18 protein-coding genes are annotated in these 21,104 nt (G+C 57.9%); 12 read left to right on the top strand and 6 right to left on the bottom strand.

Going from position 1 to position 21,104, the window contains the following annotated elements; genetic code table 11:
* Positions 1–55: 55 nt before the first annotated feature.
* The 3 genes from ACHPFG_RS27085 to ACHPFG_RS27075 all read right to left on the bottom strand — a co-directional run bounded on the left by ACHPFG_RS27085 (position 56) and on the right by ACHPFG_RS27075 (position 5,082).
* Positions 56–334 carry a hypothetical protein gene (locus tag ACHPFG_RS27085; RefSeq protein ID WP_431700923.1) on the bottom strand — a complete coding sequence of 93 codons (279 nt, stop codon included), beginning with the start codon at positions 332–334 and terminating at the stop codon, positions 56–58.
* A gap of 136 nt (positions 335–470) precedes the next feature.
* Positions 471–3,281 carry an FAD-binding and (Fe-S)-binding domain-containing protein gene (locus tag ACHPFG_RS27080; RefSeq protein WP_431700921.1) on the bottom strand — a complete coding sequence of 937 codons (2,811 nt, stop codon included), beginning with the start codon at positions 3,279–3,281 and terminating at the stop codon, positions 471–473.
* Between the two features lie 106 nt (positions 3,282–3,387).
* Positions 3,388–5,082 carry a lactate permease LctP family transporter gene (locus ACHPFG_RS27075; protein WP_431700920.1) on the bottom strand — a complete coding sequence of 565 codons (1,695 nt, stop codon included), beginning with the start codon at positions 5,080–5,082 and terminating at the stop codon, positions 3,388–3,390.
* A gap of 261 nt (positions 5,083–5,343) precedes the next feature.
* Here ACHPFG_RS27075 and ACHPFG_RS27070 point away from each other — a divergent pair, with 261 nt between their 5' ends.
* Entirely contained in the window at positions 5,344–6,111 is a 768-nt protein-coding gene (locus ACHPFG_RS27070; protein WP_431700919.1) for an FCD domain-containing protein, read from the top strand.
* 36 nt (positions 6,112–6,147) lie between these two features.
* On the opposite strand, the gene smpB is transcribed toward ACHPFG_RS27070, so the two are convergent.
* Positions 6,148–6,630, bottom strand: coding sequence for an SsrA-binding protein SmpB (gene smpB / locus ACHPFG_RS27065; protein ID WP_003176160.1), 483 nt, complete (start codon positions 6,628–6,630; stop codon positions 6,148–6,150).
* Positions 6,631–6,798: 168 nt separating this feature from the next.
* Between smpB and ACHPFG_RS27060 the strand changes: the two genes are divergently transcribed.
* Positions 6,799–7,233, top strand: a complete 435-nt coding sequence (locus tag ACHPFG_RS27060; RefSeq protein ID WP_005791512.1) for a type II toxin-antitoxin system RatA family toxin — start codon at positions 6,799–6,801, stop codon at positions 7,231–7,233.
* Complete coding sequence (locus ACHPFG_RS27055) at positions 7,226–7,528, top strand: RnfH family protein (RefSeq protein ID WP_431700916.1); 303 nt, start codon at positions 7,226–7,228, stop codon at positions 7,526–7,528. Before ACHPFG_RS27060 ends, ACHPFG_RS27055 begins: the two co-directional genes overlap by 8 nt.
* Positions 7,529–7,595: 67 nt before the next feature.
* On the opposite strand, the gene ACHPFG_RS27050 is transcribed toward ACHPFG_RS27055, so the two are convergent.
* Positions 7,596–8,123, bottom strand: coding sequence for an outer membrane protein assembly factor BamE (locus ACHPFG_RS27050; RefSeq protein WP_431700914.1), 528 nt, complete (start codon positions 8,121–8,123; stop codon positions 7,596–7,598).
* Between the two features lie 98 nt (positions 8,124–8,221).
* Here ACHPFG_RS27050 and fur point away from each other — a divergent pair, with 98 nt between their 5' ends.
* Positions 8,222–8,626, top strand: a complete 405-nt coding sequence (gene fur / locus ACHPFG_RS27045; protein WP_010562662.1) for a ferric iron uptake transcriptional regulator — start codon at positions 8,222–8,224, stop codon at positions 8,624–8,626.
* Positions 8,627–8,710: 84 nt separating this feature from the next.
* On the opposite strand, the gene recN is transcribed toward fur, so the two are convergent.
* Positions 8,711–10,384: a DNA repair protein RecN gene (recN, locus tag ACHPFG_RS27040; protein ID WP_431700913.1), complete on the bottom strand. Its 1,674-nt coding sequence runs from the start codon at positions 10,382–10,384 to the stop codon at positions 8,711–8,713.
* Positions 10,385–10,638: 254 nt separating this feature from the next.
* Between recN and grpE the strand changes: the two genes are divergently transcribed.
* The 8 genes from grpE to ACHPFG_RS27000 all read left to right on the top strand — a co-directional run bounded on the left by grpE (position 10,639) and on the right by ACHPFG_RS27000 (position 21,104).
* On the top strand, positions 10,639–11,199 hold the full coding sequence (gene grpE / locus ACHPFG_RS27035; protein ID WP_053137824.1) for a nucleotide exchange factor GrpE: 561 nt from the start codon (positions 10,639–10,641) through the stop codon (positions 11,197–11,199).
* A gap of 102 nt (positions 11,200–11,301) precedes the next feature.
* Positions 11,302–13,215, top strand: a complete 1,914-nt coding sequence (gene dnaK / locus ACHPFG_RS27030) for a molecular chaperone DnaK (RefSeq protein ID WP_053137821.1) — start codon at positions 11,302–11,304, stop codon at positions 13,213–13,215.
* Between the two features lie 319 nt (positions 13,216–13,534).
* Positions 13,535–14,659 carry a molecular chaperone DnaJ gene (gene dnaJ / locus ACHPFG_RS27025; RefSeq protein WP_145336563.1) on the top strand — a complete coding sequence of 375 codons (1,125 nt, stop codon included), beginning with the start codon at positions 13,535–13,537 and terminating at the stop codon, positions 14,657–14,659.
* A gap of 10 nt (positions 14,660–14,669) precedes the next feature.
* Complete coding sequence (dapB, locus tag ACHPFG_RS27020) at positions 14,670–15,476, top strand: 4-hydroxy-tetrahydrodipicolinate reductase (RefSeq protein ID WP_431700911.1); 807 nt, start codon at positions 14,670–14,672, stop codon at positions 15,474–15,476.
* Between the two features lie 259 nt (positions 15,477–15,735).
* A complete protein-coding gene (gene carA / locus ACHPFG_RS27015; protein WP_339543225.1) occupies positions 15,736–16,872 on the top strand; it encodes a glutamine-hydrolyzing carbamoyl-phosphate synthase small subunit in 1,137 nt (378 codons plus the stop codon).
* Positions 16,873–16,976: 104 nt separating this feature from the next.
* The gene (carB, locus tag ACHPFG_RS27010; protein ID WP_259244747.1) at positions 16,977–20,198 is read left to right on the top strand and encodes a carbamoyl-phosphate synthase large subunit; all 3,222 of its coding nucleotides are present in this window, start codon (positions 16,977–16,979) and stop codon (positions 20,196–20,198) included.
* Positions 20,195–20,671: a transcription elongation factor GreA gene (gene greA / locus ACHPFG_RS27005; protein ID WP_090399746.1), complete on the top strand. Its 477-nt coding sequence runs from the start codon at positions 20,195–20,197 to the stop codon at positions 20,669–20,671. The genes carB and greA overlap by 4 nt, the downstream gene beginning before the upstream one ends.
* Before the next feature lie 28 nt (positions 20,672–20,699).
* Positions 20,700–21,104, top strand: a complete 405-nt coding sequence (locus ACHPFG_RS27000; protein ID WP_145336814.1) for an MFS transporter — start codon at positions 20,700–20,702, stop codon at positions 21,102–21,104.

Raw genomic sequence — 21,104 nt, 5'->3', positions numbered from 1 at the left:
GTGCAGTGTACGCCAAACGGTCACGGAAGGCCAACCCGAAGGTTGGCCCTATCGTTTATTGGCTGCCTTTGTCGATGTTCTGCAGGTCTTGCAGGGCCTTGGAGGTGATCTCGATGCACTTCTTGTCGTCACCGGCGGCGTGGGCGGCCTTGGCCTGGGAGACGGCTGTGTCTATTTCGCCGCTTTTGCCACTGGCGTCGGTGGCGAGCAGCGCTTTACCGTTGTTGATTTTGTCCAGGTTGATCTTGCACAGATCGGGCTCGCCCGCTGCGAAAACAGGGGAGGCCAGCATCGCAGCGGTAATGAACAAGCCAGCAAGAGCGGAACGCTTCATAGGGTATCTCCTTGCGCAAAAGGGCTCGACGCTGCTGGCGTTCAAGGGCTGCCAGCGACATCACTGATGGGCCTCGTTCGTCGAGGCCTATGCAGATGACTACGCCAGCGCGCAGGGGTTCTGTTTTTTTGCGGGGTTAATGGGCGCGCGCCTGGGTCACGCGATCCACGAGGTACACCAATCCGTGATAATCGATGCCGCCATGCTGGCTTAGGCCGATTTCGCAGGTGCGGCTGGTGGAGATGCCCTCGCTGCAATATTGCACCGCATCCTTGAGGGAGCGCAGCGAGTGGGCGTTGAGTTCCGGCGTGGTGAAACCTTTGTCGCCGGCAAATCCGCAGCAGTGAATGCCTTCCGGGATCACCACGGTTTTGGCACAGCGGCGGGCCAGGTCGATCAGGGCCTGGCTTTCTCCCAGGTGTTGGGTGCTGCAGGTGACGTGTACGGCGATCGGCGCTTCTTGCGGTGTGAAATCGAGACGGTCCATCAGGTGCGTGCGGATGAAACGTACTGGGTCGTAGAGGTCCAGGCGCGTTTCGCCAAGGTCTTGCACCACGCGCAGGGTGCAGGGGCTGGTGTCGCAATAAATCGGGTCCAGGCCGCCGCGGCTGGCATGGAGCAGGGCACCGATCAGTTCCTGGCGTTTGTGTTCTGCCTGTTCGGCGTAGCCTTTGGAAGCGAAAGGCTGGCCGCAGCACAGGTTGTCCTGATTGTCGGGAAACACGACCTGGTAACCGGCTTTTTCCAGCAGTGTCTGGGTTTTTTCGTACAGCGACATCTGCTCTTTATCACCGGCCGCCGGGCCCATGGCGCGTGAGACGCAGGCCGCCAGGTAGACCACCCGTGGCCGCTCATCCGTCACTGCCGGGCTGAAGCGAATGGCTTTTTCCGGTTGTGGCATGGCGTTGCTCCACTGCGGGATCTGCCCCTTGGAGAGCTTGGTCACGGTGGCCGACAGCTTCGCCAGACGAGGTGCCCCCAGCAGCATGCGTGCGCCATTGGCTACATGCAGGGTAAAGCGCGCACCTTGCAGTGCCGTGGCGAAATGGGTGGCCAGCCATTCGGCGGTTTTCGTACGGTCGGCGTCACGGCTTCGCAGTTTTTTCACCAAGTCGCCGGTATTGATTCCTACTGGGCAGCGCTGGGCGCATAGGCCGGTAGCGGCACACGTGTCGATGCCCTGGTAGTGGTAGGCCGCTTCCAATTCGGAGGTGTCGACGCCGGCGCGTTTTTTCGCCTGTATATCTCGCCAGATTACGATGCGCTGGCGAGGGCTCAACGTCAGGCCTTTCGATGGGCATACCGGTTCACAGAAGCCGCACTCAATGCACTTATCCACAAGCTCGTCGGCTGCAGGCAGCGGCTTGAGGTGCTTGAGGTGAATCTGCGGGTCTTCGCTGAGCACCACGTCCGGGTTGAGAATGCCGTTGGGATCGAGCAGGCGTTTGAGTTGCCACATCAGTTGATAGGCGTCGCTACCCCATTCCAGCTCGACGAAGGGTGCCATATTGCGGCCGGTGCCGTGCTCCGCCTTCAGCGAGCCGCCGAACTCCACGGCCACCAATTGCGCGACGTCATCCATGAACGCTTGATAGCGTGTGACTTCTTCTGCGCTGTTGAAGCCTTGGGTGAACACAAAGTGCAGATTACCTTCCAGGGCATGTCCGAAAAGGATGGCTTCGTCGTAGTGATGTTTGTCGAACAGTTCGATCAAGCGGTTCACGCCAATGGCCAGTTGCTCGACCGGGAAGGTGACGTCTTCGATGATCACCGTGGTGCCGGTTTTGCGTACAGCACCAACGGCGGGGAAGGTGTCCTTGCGGATTGCCCACAGGCGGGCGTTTTCCACCGGGTCTTCGGTGAAGTCGACCTGTTTCTCCACCGGGAAACCGGTCAGCGACGCCATGATCAGCGCCAATTGTTCATGCAGCAATGACGAAGATGCGGCGCGGGATTCAATCAGCAGGGCGCAGGCATTTTCTGACAAGTGCTGTACGAATGCAGGCATGCCCGGTTTGTCCTGCACCGAGCGCATGCTGCGTCGGTCCAGCAGCTCTACGGCCGACACCGGTTGGGTTTTCAGTACGGTGACTGCGTTGCAGCAGGTCTCCACATCCGGAAACACAATCAGCGCCGACGCCTTGTTTGGGTGGTCGATCACGGTGTCGTAGGTGACTGCGCTGATAAACCCGAGGGTACCCTCGGAGCCCACCAATAGATGGCTGAGGATATCCAGCGGATCATCAAAATCCACCAAGGCGTTGAGTGACAGTCCGGTGGTATTTTTCAGACGATATTTGTGGCGTATTTTTGCTGCCAATTCGGCGTTTGCCCGCGTCTCACGACCCAGTGTCGCCAGGCGCTCAAGCAGTGCGCTGTGCTGTTCACGAAACGCCGTAACGCTGGTCGCGTCTTCTGTATCGAGGCGACTGCCATCGGCCAGGACCAGACGAATCCCGGCCAGGGTGTGGTAGGTGTTCTGTGCCGTACCGCAGCACATGCCACTGGCGTTGTTGGCGACGATTCCGCCGATCTTGCAGGCATTGATCGACGCCGGGTCTGGGCCGATCTTGCGCCCGAATGGCGCCAGCCAGGCGTTAGCCTGTGCGCCGATTACGCCGGGTTGCAGGCGGATCTGAGTGCCTTGCCCGCGAATCTCGCGGCCGTTCCAATTGTCCCCCAGCACGATCAGCACCGAGTCGCTTATCGCTTGCCCGGACAGGCTGGTGCCGGCCGCGCGGAAAGTCACCGGCACGCGTTCACGCTGGGCCAGTTGCAGCAGCGCCACCACTTCGTCTTCCGACTCGACACGGATCACCAGTTGTGGGACCAATCGGTAAAAACTGGCGTCGGTGCCGAATGCGAGGGTGGACAATGGATCGTCGAAACGCCGATCTTTTGGGATCAACTGTGCGACGTCAGCAAGGAAAGCGGCAGGCAGGCTCATTGGTCCTCCAGGATCAGCACCCCCTGGGCGCCGTATTGACACGATTGCGCGAAGCCGACGCCGAGGTTACCGCTCGGCGTCGGTTATTACCCTATTGCTTGCGGGTTTAGTGCACCAGCATGCCGGTAAACCAGTAAGCCTGGGCCAGGGTAATCAGCCCGACGATCGTGGCGAAGAACAGGCTGTGCTTGAGGGTGAAGCGGAACAGGTCGGACTCCTTGCCCACCAGTCCGGTAGCGGCGCAGGCCACGGCGATCGATTGCGGCGAGATCATTTTGCCGGTCACGCCGCCGCTGGTGTTTGCAGCGACCAGAAGCGTGTCGTTGACGCCGATCTGATGCGCCGTGGTGGCTTGCAACGAGCTGAACAGGGCATTGGACGATGTGTCGGAGCCTGTCAGGAAAACCCCCAGCCAGCCGAGGAAAGGCGAGAAGAACGGGAAGGCTGCGCCGGTGCCGGCCAATACCAGCGCCATGGTCGAAGACATGCCGGAGTAATTGGTGACAAAGGCGAATGCCAGCACCATGCCGATAGACAGGATCGGCCAACGCAACTCGTAGAAGGTCTCTTTTAAAGTGGTAAGACCAATATTGGCGTTGATTTTCAGTACCAGCATCGAGATCAGTGCAGAGAAGAAAATCGCGGTGCCGGTCGCTGAGATCGGGTCCAGCTTGAATATCGCCGGAATCGCAGTCGGGTTGGTCACGATGGGTGCAACCTTGATCACCATTTGATCCAGGTGCGGGATCGCGAAGTTGAATACCCAGCTGTACATCGAGCCGCCTGCGGCGAACATCGCCTTGAACGGTTTGAGGGTCCAGATGGTGACCAGTACGGTGAGGATCAGGAACGGTGACCAGGCCTTGAAAATCTGCCCCAGGCTGTAAGGTGAGGCGACGGTGTTGCGCGGCAGGCCGAAGCCGCCGGCGCTGGCGGTAATCGCTACGTCGGAAGTGGCGCCGGCAATCTGCGCGCCCGCGGTGCGTTTGGGTTGCCAGACTTTCAGGAACAGAGTCAGAGAGATCAGGCTGGCCAGGGCCGAGGTGATGTCCGGCAGTTCCGGGCCGATGAAGTTGGAGGTGAAGTACTGCGTAATGGCAAAGCTCAGGCCCGCGACCAGCGCCGCCGGCCAGGTTTCGCGAACACCACGCAGGCCATCCATCATGAATACCAGCCAGAACGGCACGAACAGCGAGAGCAGCGGTAGCTGGCGACCGGTCATTGCGCCGATCTTGAAAGCATCGATTCCGGTCACTTGCCCTGCCACGATGATTGGAATTCCCAGGGCCCCGAAGGCGACGGGCGCGGTGTTGGCAATCAGGCACAGGCCGGCTGCGTACAATGGGTTAAAGCCCAGGCCTACCAGTAGTGCGGCGGTAATTGCCACGGGCGCGCCGAAACCGGCGGCACCTTCAAGGAATGCGCCGAAGCAGAAACCGATCAACAGCACCTGCAGGCGCTGGTCATCGGTGATCGACAGGACAGAGCTGCGGATGATCTCGAACTGGCCGCTCTTGACGGTGAGTTTGTAGAGAAACACCGCCGCGACAATGATCCAGGCAATAGGCCACAGGCCATAGGCAAAACCGTAACCGGCAGCGGCCAGCGCCATGTCCACCGGCATCTGGAAGGCAAAGATCGCCACCAGTATCGATAACGCCAGGGTGATGCTGCCGGCCACGTGGCCTTTGAGGCGAAACACGGCCAGCGCCAGGAAGAAGAATACGATCGGAATAACGGCGGCCAATGCGGACAGGCCGAGGCTGCCGAGCGGGCTGTAGAGCTGTTGCCAGGTTTGCATATGGGGTGGCCCCTAATTGTTGTTGGTCAGGCACTTCATAGTCGATTTGGATAATTGGTAATACCAATTTACAATCGCTGATGGCTAGGTTAAAAGCCTTCTGAAGATGTGTCAATTTGCCGCTCGCGAAACTTTGGTCGTAGGTCGGTGGACGAGGTGATCTGGCCGGGTGAGTCGAAGCTGTTCTGATAGGTGCTGGAAGGGCGGCGATAGGCCAGAATAGAGGGCCCGGCGAGTGGTCGGGATGATGGAGAGCGAGTTATGGGGTTTGATCAGGTGCGTCAGCGCCGTTTGTCTGACGATATTGTCGAGCAGCTTGAGGGGATGATCCTTGAGGGCACTCTGAAGTCGGGTGAACGCTTGCCGGCCGAGCGCGCTTTGGCTGAGCAGTTTGGTGTGTCGCGTCCGTCATTGCGGGAGGCGATTCAGAAACTCGTGGCCAAGGGCTTGTTGGTGAGCCGTCAGGGTGGGGGCAATTATGTTGCCGAATCACTGGGCTCGACGTTCAGCGATCCGCTGTTGCACCTGTTGGAAAACAATCCCGAGGCCCAGCGTGACCTGCTGGAGTTTCGTCAGACCCTTGAAGCGTCCTGTGCTTATTACGCAGCATTGCGAGCTACTGAGGTCGACCGTGAGCGGCTGACCGCTGCATTCGACGCGCTACAGGATTGCTATACCCGCGTAGATGAAGTGAGCCGAGTCGAGGAGGGTGCTGCGGATGCGAGGTTCCATCTGGCTATCGCGGAGGCCAGTCATAACGCGGTGTTGTTGCACACCATTCGCGGTTTGTTTGACCTGCTCAAGCGTAACGTGGTGACCAACATTGGTGGCATGTATCAGCAGCGTACAGAGACCCGTGACATGCTGATCAGCCAGCACCGGGAACTGTACCTGGCGATTATCGAGGGGCGGGCCGAGCAGGCGAGAGACGTCTCGACACGTCACTTGGAGTACGTGCAGGAAGTGTTGGAGGAAGTGCGTCAGGAGGTTCAGCGCGTGGCGCGTGCGGAACGGCGCAAGGGGATGTAGCCGGGGGGAAGTCCCGAGGCTACATCGTTACAAGGATTATTCTTCCTTGCCCTTGTTACGCACGGCGCGGTGCAGTTCGCGGTTGGAATCGCGTTCGCGCTCTGTATCACGCTTATCGTATTCCTTCTTGCCCTTGCCCAGTGCGATCTCGCACTTGACCAGATGCTTGCTCCAATACCAGGACAGGCAGATACAGGCGTAGCCTTTCTGTTGTACGGCTGCGGCGAGCTTTTCCAGTTCGCGGGCATTGAGCAATAGTTTGCGCGTGCGCACTGGGTCGGCAATCACGTGAGTGCTCGCGGTTGTCAGCGGGGTGATATGACTGCCGAGCAGCCATGCCTCGCCATCCTTGAGCAATACGTAGCTGTCGACCAGTTGCAACTTGCTGGCACGCAGACTCTTTACTTCCCAGCCGGCCAGGACCAGACCAGCCTCGAACCGATGTTCGATGAAGTAATCGTGTCGCGCTTTTTTATTTTGCGCGATGGTCCCTGTGGGGTGTTTCTTTTGTTTAGCCATAGGGGCGGCATTATAGGGAGTTGCGAGCGTGTCGGCTACGGTCAACCTGCGTGCTTGAGCGTGTTGGTCGAATCCCGGACAATACGGGCAGTTCTTTGGTTTTTTTCTTTCGCGGATCCGACTGTTCTTTCGCGATGTTTGCCGCTCAGCTGTGGAAATCACGCACACATGACGACGCATATTCAACGTTCGGCCCTGCTGCCCTATCCGGCGCAGGCGCTCTATGACCTGGTCAACGACGTGGCGCGTTACCCGGAATTTCTGCCTTGGTGTTCAACTGCCGAGGTGCTGGAAAGCAGTGATGAGCATATGGTTGCCAGTGTCGGGGTGGCGAAAGGCGGACTCAGTCAGCACTTCGTTACGCGTAATGTACTGGTGCCGGGCAAGTCCATTGAGATGAATCTGCAGGAAGGGCCGTTTACCCAGCTGCATGGTGTGTGGGTGTTCAAGGCGCTTACCGACAAGGCGTGCAAGATCAGCCTGGACCTGTCGTTTGATTACGCTGGGCCGATTGTGCGGGCGACATTGGGGCCGTTGTTCAATCAGGCTGCCAACACCCTGGTGGATGCATTCTGCCAGCGAGCCAAGCAGCTGCATGGTTGAGATTGAGGTGGTATATGCCGCCGAGGATCGCCAGGTTTTGTTGGCGCTGACGGTGGCTTCGGGAACCAGTTTACGCGCGGCAGTGCAGTTGTCCGGGATGGCGGCGCAGTTTCCTGAGCTGGATCTGGCTGATTGCCCTTTGGGGGTATTCGGTAGGGTCGTTACGGACGCTGAGGTGCGCTCCGTGCAATCGGGCGATCGTATTGAAATCTATCGGCCCTTGCTTGCGGACCCTAAAGAAGTGCGCAGACTGCGTGCGGCCAAGGCGGCGTTGGCAAAGCGGCAGAATCCATAAGCTGGCTGAACGACAGGACAGGTAACAAAAAGCCCGGCATGCCGGGCTTTTTATATGCGCCACAATGTTACTGCGGGCTGGTGTCCAGAGGCTGGGGCGTCGGGACGGGGACCGTTTCGACCCCGTCGACGTCTTTCTGGATCTTGTCGAGCAAGGAGCCTGGCTTGGCTGGTACTTCGGACTTCGGCTTCTCGCTTTCCTGCACAGGTGCAGTCACATTCGTGCCGTTATCGTTGCCGAGCAGTGCTTGATCACGGCTTACGCCTGGCATGAAATCACCCGACAGGCTGACAAGCTGGTCATTGCCATTGAAAATGACGCTGACGCGCTCCTGTTGGCGTTCACCGCCACCAGGTTGCAGGCTATAGAGATAATCCCAACGATCGGCGTGGAAAGTGTCGGTCAGCAGGGGGTTGCCCATAATAAACCGTACTTGCCGTCGGGTCATTCCCGGGCGTAACTGGTCTATCATGTCCTGCGTGACGACATTGCCCTGCTGGATGTCGATTTTGTAAACCCCGGGGAATGAACAACCGGCGAGTGCGAGCAGTCCCACAAGGGTGAAACTGGTTAGCAAGAGCTTGGTGTTTTGCATCGGTGGGCGACTTCCACTATCTTGGCTGGGACAACGTAAACGCCGATCATACCCGTATTAAGAGAAGCTGCGAAGCAGCATCCGCGAGAAAGCTAACCATGGTTGAAAATAGCGAACTACGCAAAGCCGGTCTTAAAGTGACTCTGCCACGAGTCAAGATTCTACAAATGCTCGATTCTGCTGAGCAGCGCCACATGAGTGCCGAGGATGTTTACAAGGCGCTGATGGAGTCTAACGAGGACGTCGGCCTGGCCACGGTTTACCGTGTACTGACCCAGTTTGAAGCCGCAGGGCTGGTGGTTCGTCATAATTTCGACGGCGGTCATGCAGTGTTCGAATTGGCTGACGGTGGTCATCACGATCACATGGTTGACCTGGATACCAATGAGGTTATCGAGTTCACCAGCCCGGCAATCGAAAAGCTCCAGCACGAAATTGCTGAGGAGCATGGATTCGATTTGGTCGACCACAATCTTGTGTTGTACATCCGTAAGAAAAAGTAAAAACGACGCAGAATTGCTCTGCGAAACGATCGAAGGCGACCCTAGGGTCGCCTTCGTGCTTTCTATAATAAGGAAAAGTTCGGCTCAAGCCTTGGCGGCTACGACCATTTTCTTCGCGTGTGCCAAAGACTCTTTGGTCAAGTCGATCCCTCCAAGCATCCGTGCCACTTCTTCCACGCGCTCCGACTTGTTCAGTTTGGATACCGCAGTGTGTGTCGCATCGCTGTTTCTCACCTTGTGCACAAACAAGTGTTGATGCCCTTGAGCCGCCACTTGTGGCAAGTGAGTGACGGTCAGCACCTGGCCGCGATCCCCCAGGCGGCGCAGTAACTGACCAACAATTTCCGCAGTGGGGCCACCGATACCTACGTCTACTTCATCGAACACCAGTGTCGGTACCCGTGAGGTTTGCGCGGTAATCACTTGGATCGCCAGGCTGATTCGCGATAGCTCACCACCAGACGCCACTTTTGCCAGAGCCTTGAGCGGTTGCCCAGGGTTGGCGCTGACCAGTAGCTCTACCTGCTCCAGGCCGTAGGGTTGCAACTCATTGCTGGCGTTGGTGCGCAACTCGATGCTAAAGCGCCCGCCCGGCATGCCCAGGCGCTGAATTTCCTGCTCGACGGCGCCAGCCAGGCTGGTGGCGGCCTGTTGGCGCAGATCGCTCAGTTCGCGGGCCTTCTCCTGATAGTGGCGGGCAAAAGAGCTGAGCTCTTCGCCCAGTCGCTCAATGGATTCGTCATTTGCGTTCAGGGTCTCGATTTCATCCAGCAGTTTCTGCTGCATGGTTGCCACTTCGGTGGGCTGAATTCGATGTTTGCGCGCCAGCGTATAGATGGTGTCCAGGCGCTCTTCTATTTCCTGAAGGCGCGCCGGGTCGGCGTCGAAATGATCAAGAAAGCGATTGAGTTCGCCTACGGCTTCCTCTACCTGGATTTGCGCACTGGTCAGTAGGGTGGTGGCTTCACTCAGTGGGCCTGAGGCGCTGTTAACACTGGATAGTCGGTTGAGGCTGGCCGTGAGCGCATTGAGCACATTGCCGGAATCGCTCTCGCTGCATTGCTCCACCACCTGGCGGCAGATACCCAGTAGGGTTTCGGCGTTGGTGAGGTTCTTGTGTTCCTGTTCCAGTTGTTCCAGCTCGGTTTCGCCAAGACCCAGGCTTTCCAGCTCTTCAAGCTGATAGCTGAGCAATTGGTGGCGGGCGCGTTGCTCGTCGCCGGAATTGGACACTCGCTCCAGCTCCTGCCGGGTCTGGCGCCAGCGCTGGGCAGCCAGTTGTACCTGCCGGGCAAGGTCAGTAGCGCCAGCGTATTCGTCGAGCAGGCGGCGATGGGTGTCGGTTTTGAGCAGGGACTGGTGTTCATGCTGGCTATGGATATCAATCAGCAATTCACCCAGGGCTTTCAGGTCGCCAAGGGGGCAGGGCGTTCCATTGATATAGCCACGTGAGCGCCCTTCGGCGGTGATGACTCGGCGCAGGATGCACGGGCCGTCATTATTTAGGTCGCGCTCGGCCAGCCATGTTTCGGCTTCGGGGATGTCTGCGAGGTCGAAGGTGGCCAGAATGTCGGCCTTGTCTGCGCCGGGGCGCACCACGCCACTGTCTGCACGGTCGCCCAGGGTCAGGCCCAGGGCGTCGAGCATGATCGACTTGCCGGCGCCGGTTTCGCCTGTGATTACGCTCATCCCGCGATCCAGTTCGAGATCCAGATGTTCAACGATGGCGTAGTTGTGTACAGACAGGTGCACGAGCATGACGGCCGCTCCCAGGCTTTAGGTCTGGTTATTTATACAGTGTTTTGTTCTGGGCTGACAATCCTGATGCTTAGCTCAATTTGCTCGGTCACTCAGGTTTTTTAGTGCAAAGGAGAATGATCGGGTCGAAGTTGATCTGGGGCACGCCAAACACTTTTGGTAGCGCCTGCGCCCTTGAACCTGGAAATTGTGGCCCCATATACCGGAACAGAAGCGCGAGTTGAGTTCGCGCATGATTTTGAAAGGAGAAATCTATGGCTGACGAACAGACGCAGGATACGCAAACTCCAGACGCCAATTCGGCTGTCGGTGATGAACTGGCAACTCGTGTGCAAGTGCTCGAAGAGCAGTTGGCCGCTGCGCAGGATCAGTCTTTGCGTGTTGCCGCCGATCTGCAGAACGTCCGCCGTCGTGCCGAGCAGGACGTAGAAAAAGCTCACAAGTTCGGGCTGGAAAAGTTCGCGGGCGACCTGCTGCCAATTATTGACAGTTTGGAACGTGGCCTTGAGTTGTCCAACCCGGATGATGAAAACATCCGCCCGATGCGCGAAGGGATCGAACTGACCCTGAAAATGTTTCAGGACACCCTGAAGCGTTATCAGCTCGAAGCCATTGATCCGCAAGGCGGCGAACCGTTCAGCGCCGAGCATCACCAGGCCATGGCCATGCAAGAAAGCCACGACCTCGAACCCAACAGTGTGTTGAAAGTGTTCCAGAAGGGCTATCAGCTCAACGGTCGCCTGTTGCGCCCGGCAATGGTGGTAGTGAGCAAGGCTCCTGCACCCGTTGCACCTTCTATTGATGAGCAGGCTTGAAATCCGCCGCAAGGCCCCCATTTATAAGTCAAGCGTTTAAGTGCTACCGCAGTTAGCCACCACTGCTGCGGCAACCAAATTCAAGTTTCGGGAGAGTAAATCATGGGCAAAATTATCGGTATTGACCTGGGGACCACCAACTCCTGCGTCTCCGTGCTGGAAAACGGCGTTGCAAAAGTAATCGAAAACGCCGAGGGCGCGCGTACCACGCCGTCGATCATCGCTTACGCCAACGATGGTGAAATCCTCGTTGGTCAGTCGGCCAAGCGCCAGGCTGTGACCAACCCACATAACACCCTGTACGCGGTGAAGCGCCTGATCGGTCGCAAGTTCGACGAAGAAGTCGTACAGAAAGACATCAAGATGGTCCCTTACAAGATCGCCAAGGCTGACAACGGTGACGCCTGGGTTGAAGTAAATGGCCAGAAGATGTCGCCACCGCAAATCTCGGCTGAAATCTTGAAGAAGATGAAGAAGACTGCCGAAGATTACCTGGGTGAGACAGTGACTGAGGCGGTGATCACCGTTCCGGCCTACTTCAACGACAGCCAGCGCCAGGCGACCAAAGACGCCGGCCGCATCGCGGGCCTGGACGTAAAACGTATCATCAACGAACCGACCGCAGCTGCTCTGGCTTACGGTATGGACAAGGCTAAAGGCGATCACACCGTGATCGTTTATGACCTGGGTGGCGGTACGTTCGACGTTTCCGTGATCGAGATCGCCGAAGTGGACGGCGAGCATCAGTTCGAAGTGTTGGCCACCAACGGCGACACCTTCCTGGGTGGCGAGGACTTTGACATTCGTCTGATCGACTACCTTGTTGACGAATTCAAGAAAGAAAGCGGCATGAACCTCAAGGGTGACCCGCTGGCGATGCAGCGCCTGAAAGAAGCTGCTGAAAAAGCCAAGATCGAGCTGTCTTCCGCTCAGTCGACCGACGTTAACCTGCCGTACATCACTGCAGACGCTACCGGTCCTAAGCACTTGAACGTGAAGATTTCTCGCGCCAAGTTGGAAGCGCTGGTCGAAGATCTGGTTCAACGCACTATTGAGCCATGCCGCATTGCGCTGAAAGACTCCGGTATCGACGTTGGTGCGATCAACGACGTGATCCTGGTAGGCGGTCAGACCCGTATGCCGCTGGTTCAGAAGCTGGTTACCGAGTTCTTCGGCAAAGAAGCACGTAAAGACGTGAACCCGGACGAAGCTGTTGCCATGGGTGCTGCCATCCAGGGCGCGGTATTGGCCGGTGACGTGAAAGACGTGTTGCTGCTGGACGTAAGCCCGCTGACCCTGGGTATCGAAACCATGGGTGGCGTGATGACTGCGCTGATCGAGAAAAACACCACGATTCCTACCAAGAAATCCCAGGTGTTCTCGACTGCTGATGACAATCAGGGCGCTGTGACCATTCACGTGCTGCAAGGTGAGCGTAAGCAGGCTGCTCAGAACAAGTCCCTGGGCAAATTCGACCTGGCTGAGATTCCACCAGCACCACGTGGCGTTCCACAAATCGAAGTGACCTTCGACATCGACGCCAACGGCATTCTGCACGTAGGCGCGAAAGACAAGGCTACCGGCAAAGAGCAGAAGATCACCATCAAGGCCAACTCCGGTCTTTCTGATGAAGAAATTCAACAGATGATCCGTGATGCTGAAACCAATGCTGAAGCTGACAAGAAGTTCGAAGAGTTGGCAGGTGCCCGTAACCAGGGTGACGCACTGGTTCACTCGACGCGCAAAATGATCGCTGATGCTGGCGAGAAAGTGACCGCTGAAGAGAAGGCTGCCATCGAAGCTGCTGTGGTTGCCCTGGAGGCCGCTGTTAAAGGCGACGACAAGGCTGCTATTGAAGCCAAGGTTGAAGAGTTGTCGAAAGTTTCCGCGCCAGTGGCTCAGAAAATGTATGCCGAACAGGCTCAGCCTGCTGATGGCGCTGCGCAGAAAGCAGAGCCTGAAGCTAAAGACGATGTTGTCGATGCTGAGTTCGAAGAAGTTACAGACAAGAAGTAAGTTGGTCGCCCGGTTGACCGCTATCAAGCGGTGACTGGTAGGATGTCGCCGCGCGGGAGCTTGCTCCCGCGTTGGCGTGTCTGGGGTATGCGAATTTTTACAGCATGCGACAGCGTTCGGATGTTGGCGGTGTGATCGGGGATGCTCCTGCTTTCCGAGCAATAAATACCGCGTTTTTTGGCCGGATCCCTGGCTAAAAAGTAGTAATGACCAGGATCGTTGAATTGACGTGAGTTGGGTCCGGGCCTGTATTGGGGCTCAACGAGTTTAGCCGGGGTCAGGAGGGTCTGGCTGAACGTCCTTAAGAGTGCAAAGACTTATGGCAAAGCGTGACTATTACGAAGTGTTGGGTGTGGAGCGCGGCTCCAGCGAGGCGGATCTGAAAAAGGCTTACCGTCGCCTGGCAATGAAGCACCACCCGGACCGTAATCCGGATAGCAAAGAATCCGAGGACATGTTCAAAGAGGCCAATGAGGCCTACGAATGCCTGTCTGATCCCAACAAGCGTGCGGCCTACGATCAGTATGGCCACGCCGGTGTCGACCCAAGCATGGGTGGCGGCGGTGCTGGTTTTGGCGGTCAGAACTTCTCCGATATTTTCGGTGATGTATTCAGTGACTTCTTTGGTGGTGGCCGGGGTGGTCAGCGCGGTGGTGCCCAGCGTGGCAGCGACTTGCGTTACACCCTGGAGCTGAACCTGGAAGAAGCTGTACGCGGCACCAGCGTCAATATTCGCGTGCCGACGCTGGTTAACTGCAAGCCGTGTGATGGTTCGGGTGCCAAGAAAGGTTCCTCGCCGATTACCTGCCCGACATGCGGCGGTATCGGCCAGGTCCGTATGCAGCAGGGTTTCTTCTCTGTGCAGCAGACCTGCCCGCGTTGCCATGGGCAGGGCAAGATCATTTCCGATCCGTGCGACTCTTGCCACGGCGAAGGCCGCGTCGAAGAGTACAAGACCCTGGCGGTGAAGGTGCCGGCGGGCGTGGACACCGGAGACCGTATTCGTCTGTCGGGTGAGGGTGAGGCCGGTGCTCAAGGTGGTCCAACGGGCGACCTGTACGTGGTGATCAATGTGCGCGAACACTCGATCTTCCAGCGCGACGGCAAGCACCTGTTCTGTGAAGTGCCGATCAGTTTTGTCGATGCAGCCCTGGGTGGTGAATTGGAGATTCCGACCCTGGACGGTCGGGTCAAGCTCAAGATTCCTGAAGGTACGCAGACCGGTAAGCAGTTCCGTATCCGTGGCAAAGGCGTAGCTCCGGTGCGCGGTGGCGGTGCTGGCGACTTGATGTGTCGTGTGGCCGTGGAGACTCCAGTCAATCTGGGGCGCCGTCAGCGTGAGTTGCTTGAGGAATTCCGCAGTTCGCTGGAGGGCGATGACACGCATTCGCCGAAAACCACTGGCTTTTTCGAAGGCGTGAAGCGCTTCTTCGGCGACCTGTAAGGAAGTGAATATGCGACGTATAGCCGTAATGGGCGCTGCCGGGCGCATGGGCAAGACGTTGGTCGAGGCGGTGCAGCAGCGCTCCCCGGCCTCTGGGCTGACCGCGGCGATTGTTCGTCCCGGTAGCACGTTGATCGGTGCGGATGCGGGTGAGTTGGCTTCGCTGGGGCGTATCGGTGTCTCATTGTCAGGTAACCTGGAGCAGGTGGCTGACGAATTCGATGTGCTGATCGACTTCACCCTGCCGGAGGTGATGCTGAAAAACCTCGCGTTCTGCCGCAAGGCGGGTAAGGCGATGGTGATCGGTACCACGGGTTTGACTGCTCAGCAGAAGCAGTTGTTGGAGGAGGCGGGTAAGGATATTCCCGTCGTCTTCGCTGCCAACTTCAGTGTCGGCGTGAACCTGTCGCTCAAGTTGCTGGACATGGCGGCGCGGGTGTTGGGGGATGAGGCGGATATCGAGATTATCGAGACGCATCACCGTCACAAGATCGATGCGCCGTCGGGTACTGCGCTGCGTATGGGGGAGGCTATTGCCGATGCGCTGGGGCGGGACCTGTCCAAGGTGGCGGTTTACGGTCGCGAAGGGCATACCGGAGCGCGTGCGCGTGAAACCATTGGTTTTGCGACCGTCCGCGGCGGTGATGTCGTGGGTGACCACACGGTATTGTTTGCTACCGAGGGTGAGCGCCTGGAAATCACTCACAAGGCTTCCAGCCGCATGACATTCGCCAAGGGCGCGGTGCGCGCTGCGCTCTGGTTGGAAGGTCGTGAGCCCGGTCTGTACGACATGCGCGATGTGTTGGATCTGCACTAATCAGTAGCTAAAACTGGGCCCCAGGATTATCCTAAGGCCCCGTTTTTACCCGCTAAGCGACGTCCTGTCGCATTCTCCTGCCTTTAAGGCTCATTAGCGGTGGACCAAAAAAGCCTTTTTCTGTAAGCTACAGCTTTAGTGTGTCCACTAAAAGCGCGCAGAATAATTCAGTGAAGAAGCGGGGTGACGTGTCCATACGTCACTCCGCTTTTTTACAACCTGCGATCGCCCTTTCAGGCTTTATTTACGGGAGGTCTTCTTGACTAAGCCAGCCATACTCGCCCTTGCTGATGGCAGCATTTTTCGCGGCGAAGCCATTGGAGCCGACGGTCAAACCGTTGGAGAGGTGGTGTTTAACACCGCCATGACAGGCTATCAGGAAATCCTTACCGATCCTTCCTACGCCCAACAGATCGTTACCCTGACCTATCCGCATATCGGCAACACCGGTACTACGCCGGAAGACGTTGAGTCTGATCGTGTCTGGTCGGCGGGTCTGGTCATTCGTGATCTACCACTGGTTGCGAGCAACTGGCGTAACACGATGTCGCTGTCCGATTACCTGAAAGCCAACAACGTTGTGGCGATCGCCGGTATCGATACGCGCCGCCTGACTCGCATCCTGCGTGAAAAGGGCTCGCAGAACGGCTGTATCATGGTCGGTGACAATGTTTCCGAAGCAGCAGCGATTGCAGCAGCGCAAGGCTTCCCTGGCCTGAAAGGCATGGACCTGGCGAAAGTCGTCAGCACCAAGGAACAGTACGAGTGGCGCTCCACCGTCTGGGACTTGAAGACCGACAGCCACGAAACTATCGAAGCGGCTGACCTGCCGTATCACGTGGTCGCATACGACTACGGCGTCAAGTACAACATCCTGCGTATGCTGGTCGAGCGTGGGTGCCGCGTGACCGTGGTGCCGGCGCAAACCCCAGCCAGCGACGTGCTTGCCCTGCAACCGGACGGTGTATTCCTTTCCAACGGCCCGGGTGACCCGGAGCCTTGCGACTATGCCATCCAGGCCATCAAGGAAGTGCTGGAGACCGAGATTCCGGTGTTCGGTATTTGCCTTGGTCACCAGTTGCTGGCGCTGGCCTCCGGCGCCAAGACCCTGAAAATGGGTCATGGCCATCACGGCGCCAACCACCCTGTGCAGGATCTGGACACTGGTGTTGTGATGATCACCAGCCAGAACCACGGTTTTGCGGTGGATGAAGCGACCTTGCCGAGCAATGTCCGCGCGATTCACAAGTCGTTGTTCGACGGTTCGCTCCAGGGCATCGAGCGTACTGACAAGAGCGCGTTCAGCTTCCAGGGCCATCCTGAAGCAAGCCCGGGCCCGAACGACGTAGCGCCGCTGTTCGACCGTTTCATCAATGAGATGGCCAAGCGACGCTGACTGAGCTGCCTGCGGGCGGCCCCTACCTTGGTGGCCCCCGCAGGCTCTTTGAAGATTGTTCAAGACGGCTTGCCGACTGACCTGCGGATTTGAGTGACAAACCCATGCCAAAACGTACAGACATAAAAAGCATCCTGATTCTCGGCGCTGGCCCGATCGTGATCGGCCAGGCCTGCGAATTCGACTACTCCGGCGCCCAGGCCTGTAAAGCCCTGCGCGAAGAGGGTTACCGCGTCATCCTGGTGAACTCCAACCCGGCCACCATCATGACCGATCCGGACATGGCCGACGCCACCTACATCGAGCCGATCAAGTGGCAGACTGTTGCCAAGATCATCGAGAAAGAGCGTCCAGACGCACTGCTGCCGACCATGGGCGGCCAGACTGCACTGAACTGCGCCTTGGACCTGGAGCGCGAAGGCGTCCTGGAAAAGTTCGGCGTAGAGATGATCGGCGCTAACGCTGACACCATCGACAAGGCTGAAGACCGTTCGCGCTTCGACAAGGCCATGAAGTCCATCGGCCTTGATTGCCCGCGCTCCGGTATCGCCCACAGTATGGAGGAGGCCAACGCAGTTCTCGAAAAGCTGGGCTTCCCGTGCATTATCCGTCCGTCCTTCACCATGGGCGGCACCGGTGGTGGCATTGCTTACAACCGTGAAGAGTTCGAAGAAATCTGCGCGCGTGGCCTGGATCTGTCGCCGACCAAAGAGCTGCTGATCGATGAGTCCCTGATCGGCTGGAAAGAGTATGAGATGGAGGTTGTCCGCGACAAAAAGGACAACTGCATCATCGTCTGCTCCATCGAAAACTTCGACCCGATGGGCGTACACACCGGCGACTCGATCACCGTTGCTCCGGCGCAGACCCTGACGGACAAGGAATACCAGATCATGCGTAACGCCTCGTTGGCGGTATTGCGTGAGATCGGCGTTGAAACCGGTGGTTCCAACGTTCAGTTCGGCATTTGCCCGGACACAGGCCGCATGGTCGTGATCGAGATGAACCCGCGTGTATCGCGTTCTTCGGCGCTGGCATCGAAAGCTACCGGCTTCCCGATTGCGCGTATCGCTGCCAAGCTGGCTATCGGCTACACCTTGGACGAACTGCAAAACGAAATCACGGGCGGCGCGACGCCGGCGTCTTTCGAGCCGTCTATCGACTACGTTGTCACCAAGCTGCCGCGCTTTGCTTTCGAGAAATTCCCAAAAGCCGATGCGCGCCTGACCACCCAGATGAAGTCGGTCGGTGAAGTCATGGCCATCGGCCGGACCTTCCAGGAGTCCCTGCAGAAAGCCCTGCGTGGCCTGGAAGTGGGCGTTTGCGGTCTGGACGAGAAGCTTGACCTGAGCAACCCGGAAAGCATGAGCATCCTCAAGCGCGAGCTGACCGTGCCGGGCGCCGAGCGCATCTGGTACGTGGCCGATGCTTTCCGTGCCGGCATGACCGTCGAAGACATCTTCGGCATGAACATGATCGATCCGTGGTTCCTGGTGCAGATCGAAGATCTGATCAAGGAAGAAGAGAAGGTCAAGACCCTCGGTCTGTCGTCTATCGACCGCGACCTGATGTTCCGCCTCAAGCGCAAAGGCTTCTCCGACCAGCGTCTGGCCAAGCTGCTGGGTGTGACCGAGAAGAACCTGCGCACGCATCGCCACAAGCTGGATATTTTCCCGGTCTACAAGCGCGTTGACACCTGTGCTGCCGAGTTCGCCACCGACACTGCGTACCTGTACTCCACCTACGAGGAAGAGTGCGAAGCTGCGCCGTCGGGCCGCGACAAGATTATCATTCTGGGCGGTGGTCCGAACCGTATCGGCCAGGGCATCGAATTCGATTATTGCTGCGTACACGCCGCCCTTGCGCTTCGCGAAGACGGATACGAGACCATCATGGTCAACTGCAACCCAGAAACTGTTTCCACTGACTACGACACTTCCGACCGTCTGTACTTCGAGCCGGTAACGTTGGAAGACGTGTTGGAAATCTGTCGGGTCGAGAAACCAAAAGGTGTAATCGTCCAGTACGGCGGCCAAACCCCGCTGAAACTGGCGCGTGCCCTTGAGGCCGCCGGTGTGCCAATCATCGGCACCAGCCCTGACGCCATCGACCGTGCCGAAGACCGTGAGCGTTTCCAGCAAATGGTTGAGCGCCTGAACCTGCGTCAGCCACCAAACGCTACCGTGCGCAGCGAAGACGAAGCCATCCGTGCAGCCAGCAAGATCGGCTACCCGCTGGTGGTGCGTCCGTCCTACGTGCTGGGCGGCCGTGCGATGGAAATCGTCTACGAAGAAGAAGAGCTCAAGCGTTACCTGCGTGATGCGGTGAAAGTGTCCAACGATAGCCCGGTGCTGCTGGACCACTTCCTCAACTGCGCCATCGAAATGGACGTGGATGCGGTTTGCGACGGTACCGACGTGGTCATCGGCGCGATCATGCAGCACATCGAACAGGCGGGCGTTCACTCCGGTGACTCCGCATGCTCGCTGCCGCCTTACTCGTTGCCTGCACATATCCAGGACGAGATGCGCGAACAGGTCAAGAAAATGGCCTTGGAGTTGGGTGTTGTCGGCCTGATGAACGTGCAGTTGGCGCTGCAAGGCGAAGACATCTACGTCATTGAAGTCAATCCGCGTGCTTCGCGTACCGTGCCGTTCGTTTCCAAGTGCATCGGCGTGTCCCTGGCCATGATCGCTGCGCGTGTGATGGCGGGTAAGACCCTGAAGGAAATTGGCTTCACCAAGGAAATTATTCCGAACTTCTACAGTGTGAAAGAGGCAGTGTTCCCATTTGCCAAATTCCCTGGTGTGGACCCGATCCTGGGCCCAGAGATGAAGTCCACCGGTGAAGTGATGGGCGTGGGCGATACCTTCGGTGAAGCATTCGCCAAGGCTCAGATGGGCGCCAGCGAAGTGCTGCCGACCGGCGGTACTGCGTTTATCAGCGTGCGTGATGATGATAAGCCGCTGGTTGCAGGCGTGGCCCGTGATCTGATCAACTTGGGCTTTGAAATCGTGGCAACTGCCGGGACGGCCAAGCTGATCGAAGCGGCTGGCCTGAAAGTGCGCCGCGTGAACAAGGTGACGGAAGGCCGTCCGCATGTGGTCGACATGATCAAGAATGACGAAGTCACGCTGATTATCAACACCACCGAAGGTCGCCAGTCGATCGCGGATTCCTACTCCATTCGCCGTAATGCCTTGCAGCACAAGATCTACTGCACCACCACTATTGCTGCTGGCGAAGCTATCTGCGAAGCGCTCAAGTTCGGTCCGGAAAAGACCGTGCGCCGCTTGCAGGATCTACACGCAGGATTGAAGGCATGATCAAATACCCAATGACTGTCCAAGGCGCCAAGGCCCTGGAAGAGGAGCACGCCCATCTGACCAAGGTCGTACGTCCAAAGCTGAGCCAGGACATCGGTACGGCCCGCGAGCTGGGTGACTTGAAGGAAAACGCCGAATACCACGCTGCTCGTGAGCAGCAGGGTATGGTCGAGGCGCGGATCCGTGACATTGAAGGCCGTATGCAGAATGCGGTGATCATCGACGTCACGACTATTCCGCACACTGGCAAGGTGATTTTCGGTACCACCGTGGAGATCGCCAACGTTGAGACTGACGAGAGCGTGGTCTACCACATCGTGGGAGAGGACGAGGCTGACTTCAAGCTCGGCAAAATCTCCGTCGGCTCACCACTCGCCCGTGCCTTGATCGCCAAGGAGGAGGGTGATGTGGTGTCTGTCAAAACGCCCGGCGGTGTGATCGAGTACGAGATTGTTGAAGTTCGTCACGTCTGAAAGGCGACGCCCGCTTCGTGCGGGCGCCATGCTTTGGCAGCTTGCCCAGATGCTTTGGGTGGGTGGCGTGTGGCTATTGCATATTGGTGTATTGCCGGCGCTGGGCCTGATTGGCCTGGCTCCGTTGCTGATCGATGAGATCGATGGATTATTGAGTGCGCTGCTGGTGGGATTCGCGGCGGCGTGCGTAGCGCTTCAGGCGTTGGTGCTGGTCAAGGCTGAAGGCTTGGAGAGTTTGTGGCGGGATATTCGCGGCCAACTGCTGTTGATGGCGCTGTATGCATGTGCAATGTATTGCATTGTGCATGTCTTGCTGCCGGAAGCGTTGCGCTGGCAGCTATTCAGCTATCTTGTGCTAGGGTTCTCCGGCCTGGTGCTGGTTATACAGCCTGCTCCAGGATGGAGTGGCGGGGCGCGCGAAGCACGCCCGTGA

The sequence above is a fragment of the Pseudomonas sp. BR20 genome, from assembly GCF_050780135.1.
Taxonomy (GTDB): domain Bacteria; phylum Pseudomonadota; class Gammaproteobacteria; order Pseudomonadales; family Pseudomonadaceae; genus Aquipseudomonas.
This window is presented reverse-complemented; position numbering and strand designations above follow the sequence as displayed.

Bases quoted from the DNA above. Each gene is read 5' to 3' on its own strand.
- ACHPFG_RS27085 (WP_431700923.1), bottom strand. From the start codon at position 334: ATGAAGCGTTCCGCTCTTGCTGGCTTGTTCATTACCGCTGCGATGCTG.
- ACHPFG_RS27080 (WP_431700921.1), bottom strand. From the start codon at position 3,281: ATGAGCCTGCCTGCCGCTTTCCTTGCTGACGTCGCACAGTTGATCCCA.
- ACHPFG_RS27075 (WP_431700920.1), bottom strand. From the start codon at position 5,082: ATGCAAACCTGGCAACAGCTCTACAGCCCGCTCGGCAGCCTCGGCCTG.
- ACHPFG_RS27070 (WP_431700919.1), top strand. From the start codon at position 5,344: ATGGGGTTTGATCAGGTGCGTCAGCGCCGTTTGTCTGACGATATTGTC.
- smpB (WP_003176160.1), bottom strand. From the start codon at position 6,630: ATGGCTAAACAAAAGAAACACCCCACAGGGACCATCGCGCAAAATAAA.
- ACHPFG_RS27060 (WP_005791512.1), top strand. From the start codon at position 6,799: ATGACGACGCATATTCAACGTTCGGCCCTGCTGCCCTATCCGGCGCAG.
- ACHPFG_RS27055 (WP_431700916.1), top strand. From the start codon at position 7,226: ATGGTTGAGATTGAGGTGGTATATGCCGCCGAGGATCGCCAGGTTTTG.
- ACHPFG_RS27050 (WP_431700914.1), bottom strand. From the start codon at position 8,123: ATGCAAAACACCAAGCTCTTGCTAACCAGTTTCACCCTTGTGGGACTG.
- fur (WP_010562662.1), top strand. From the start codon at position 8,222: ATGGTTGAAAATAGCGAACTACGCAAAGCCGGTCTTAAAGTGACTCTG.
- recN (WP_431700913.1), bottom strand. From the start codon at position 10,384: ATGCTCGTGCACCTGTCTGTACACAACTACGCCATCGTTGAACATCTG.
- grpE (WP_053137824.1), top strand. From the start codon at position 10,639: ATGGCTGACGAACAGACGCAGGATACGCAAACTCCAGACGCCAATTCG.
- dnaK (WP_053137821.1), top strand. From the start codon at position 11,302: ATGGGCAAAATTATCGGTATTGACCTGGGGACCACCAACTCCTGCGTC.
- dnaJ (WP_145336563.1), top strand. From the start codon at position 13,535: ATGGCAAAGCGTGACTATTACGAAGTGTTGGGTGTGGAGCGCGGCTCC.
- dapB (WP_431700911.1), top strand. From the start codon at position 14,670: ATGCGACGTATAGCCGTAATGGGCGCTGCCGGGCGCATGGGCAAGACG.
- carB (WP_259244747.1), top strand. From the start codon at position 16,977: ATGCCAAAACGTACAGACATAAAAAGCATCCTGATTCTCGGCGCTGGC.
- greA (WP_090399746.1), top strand. From the start codon at position 20,195: ATGATCAAATACCCAATGACTGTCCAAGGCGCCAAGGCCCTGGAAGAG.
- ACHPFG_RS27000 (WP_145336814.1), top strand. From the start codon at position 20,700: ATGCTTTGGCAGCTTGCCCAGATGCTTTGGGTGGGTGGCGTGTGGCTA.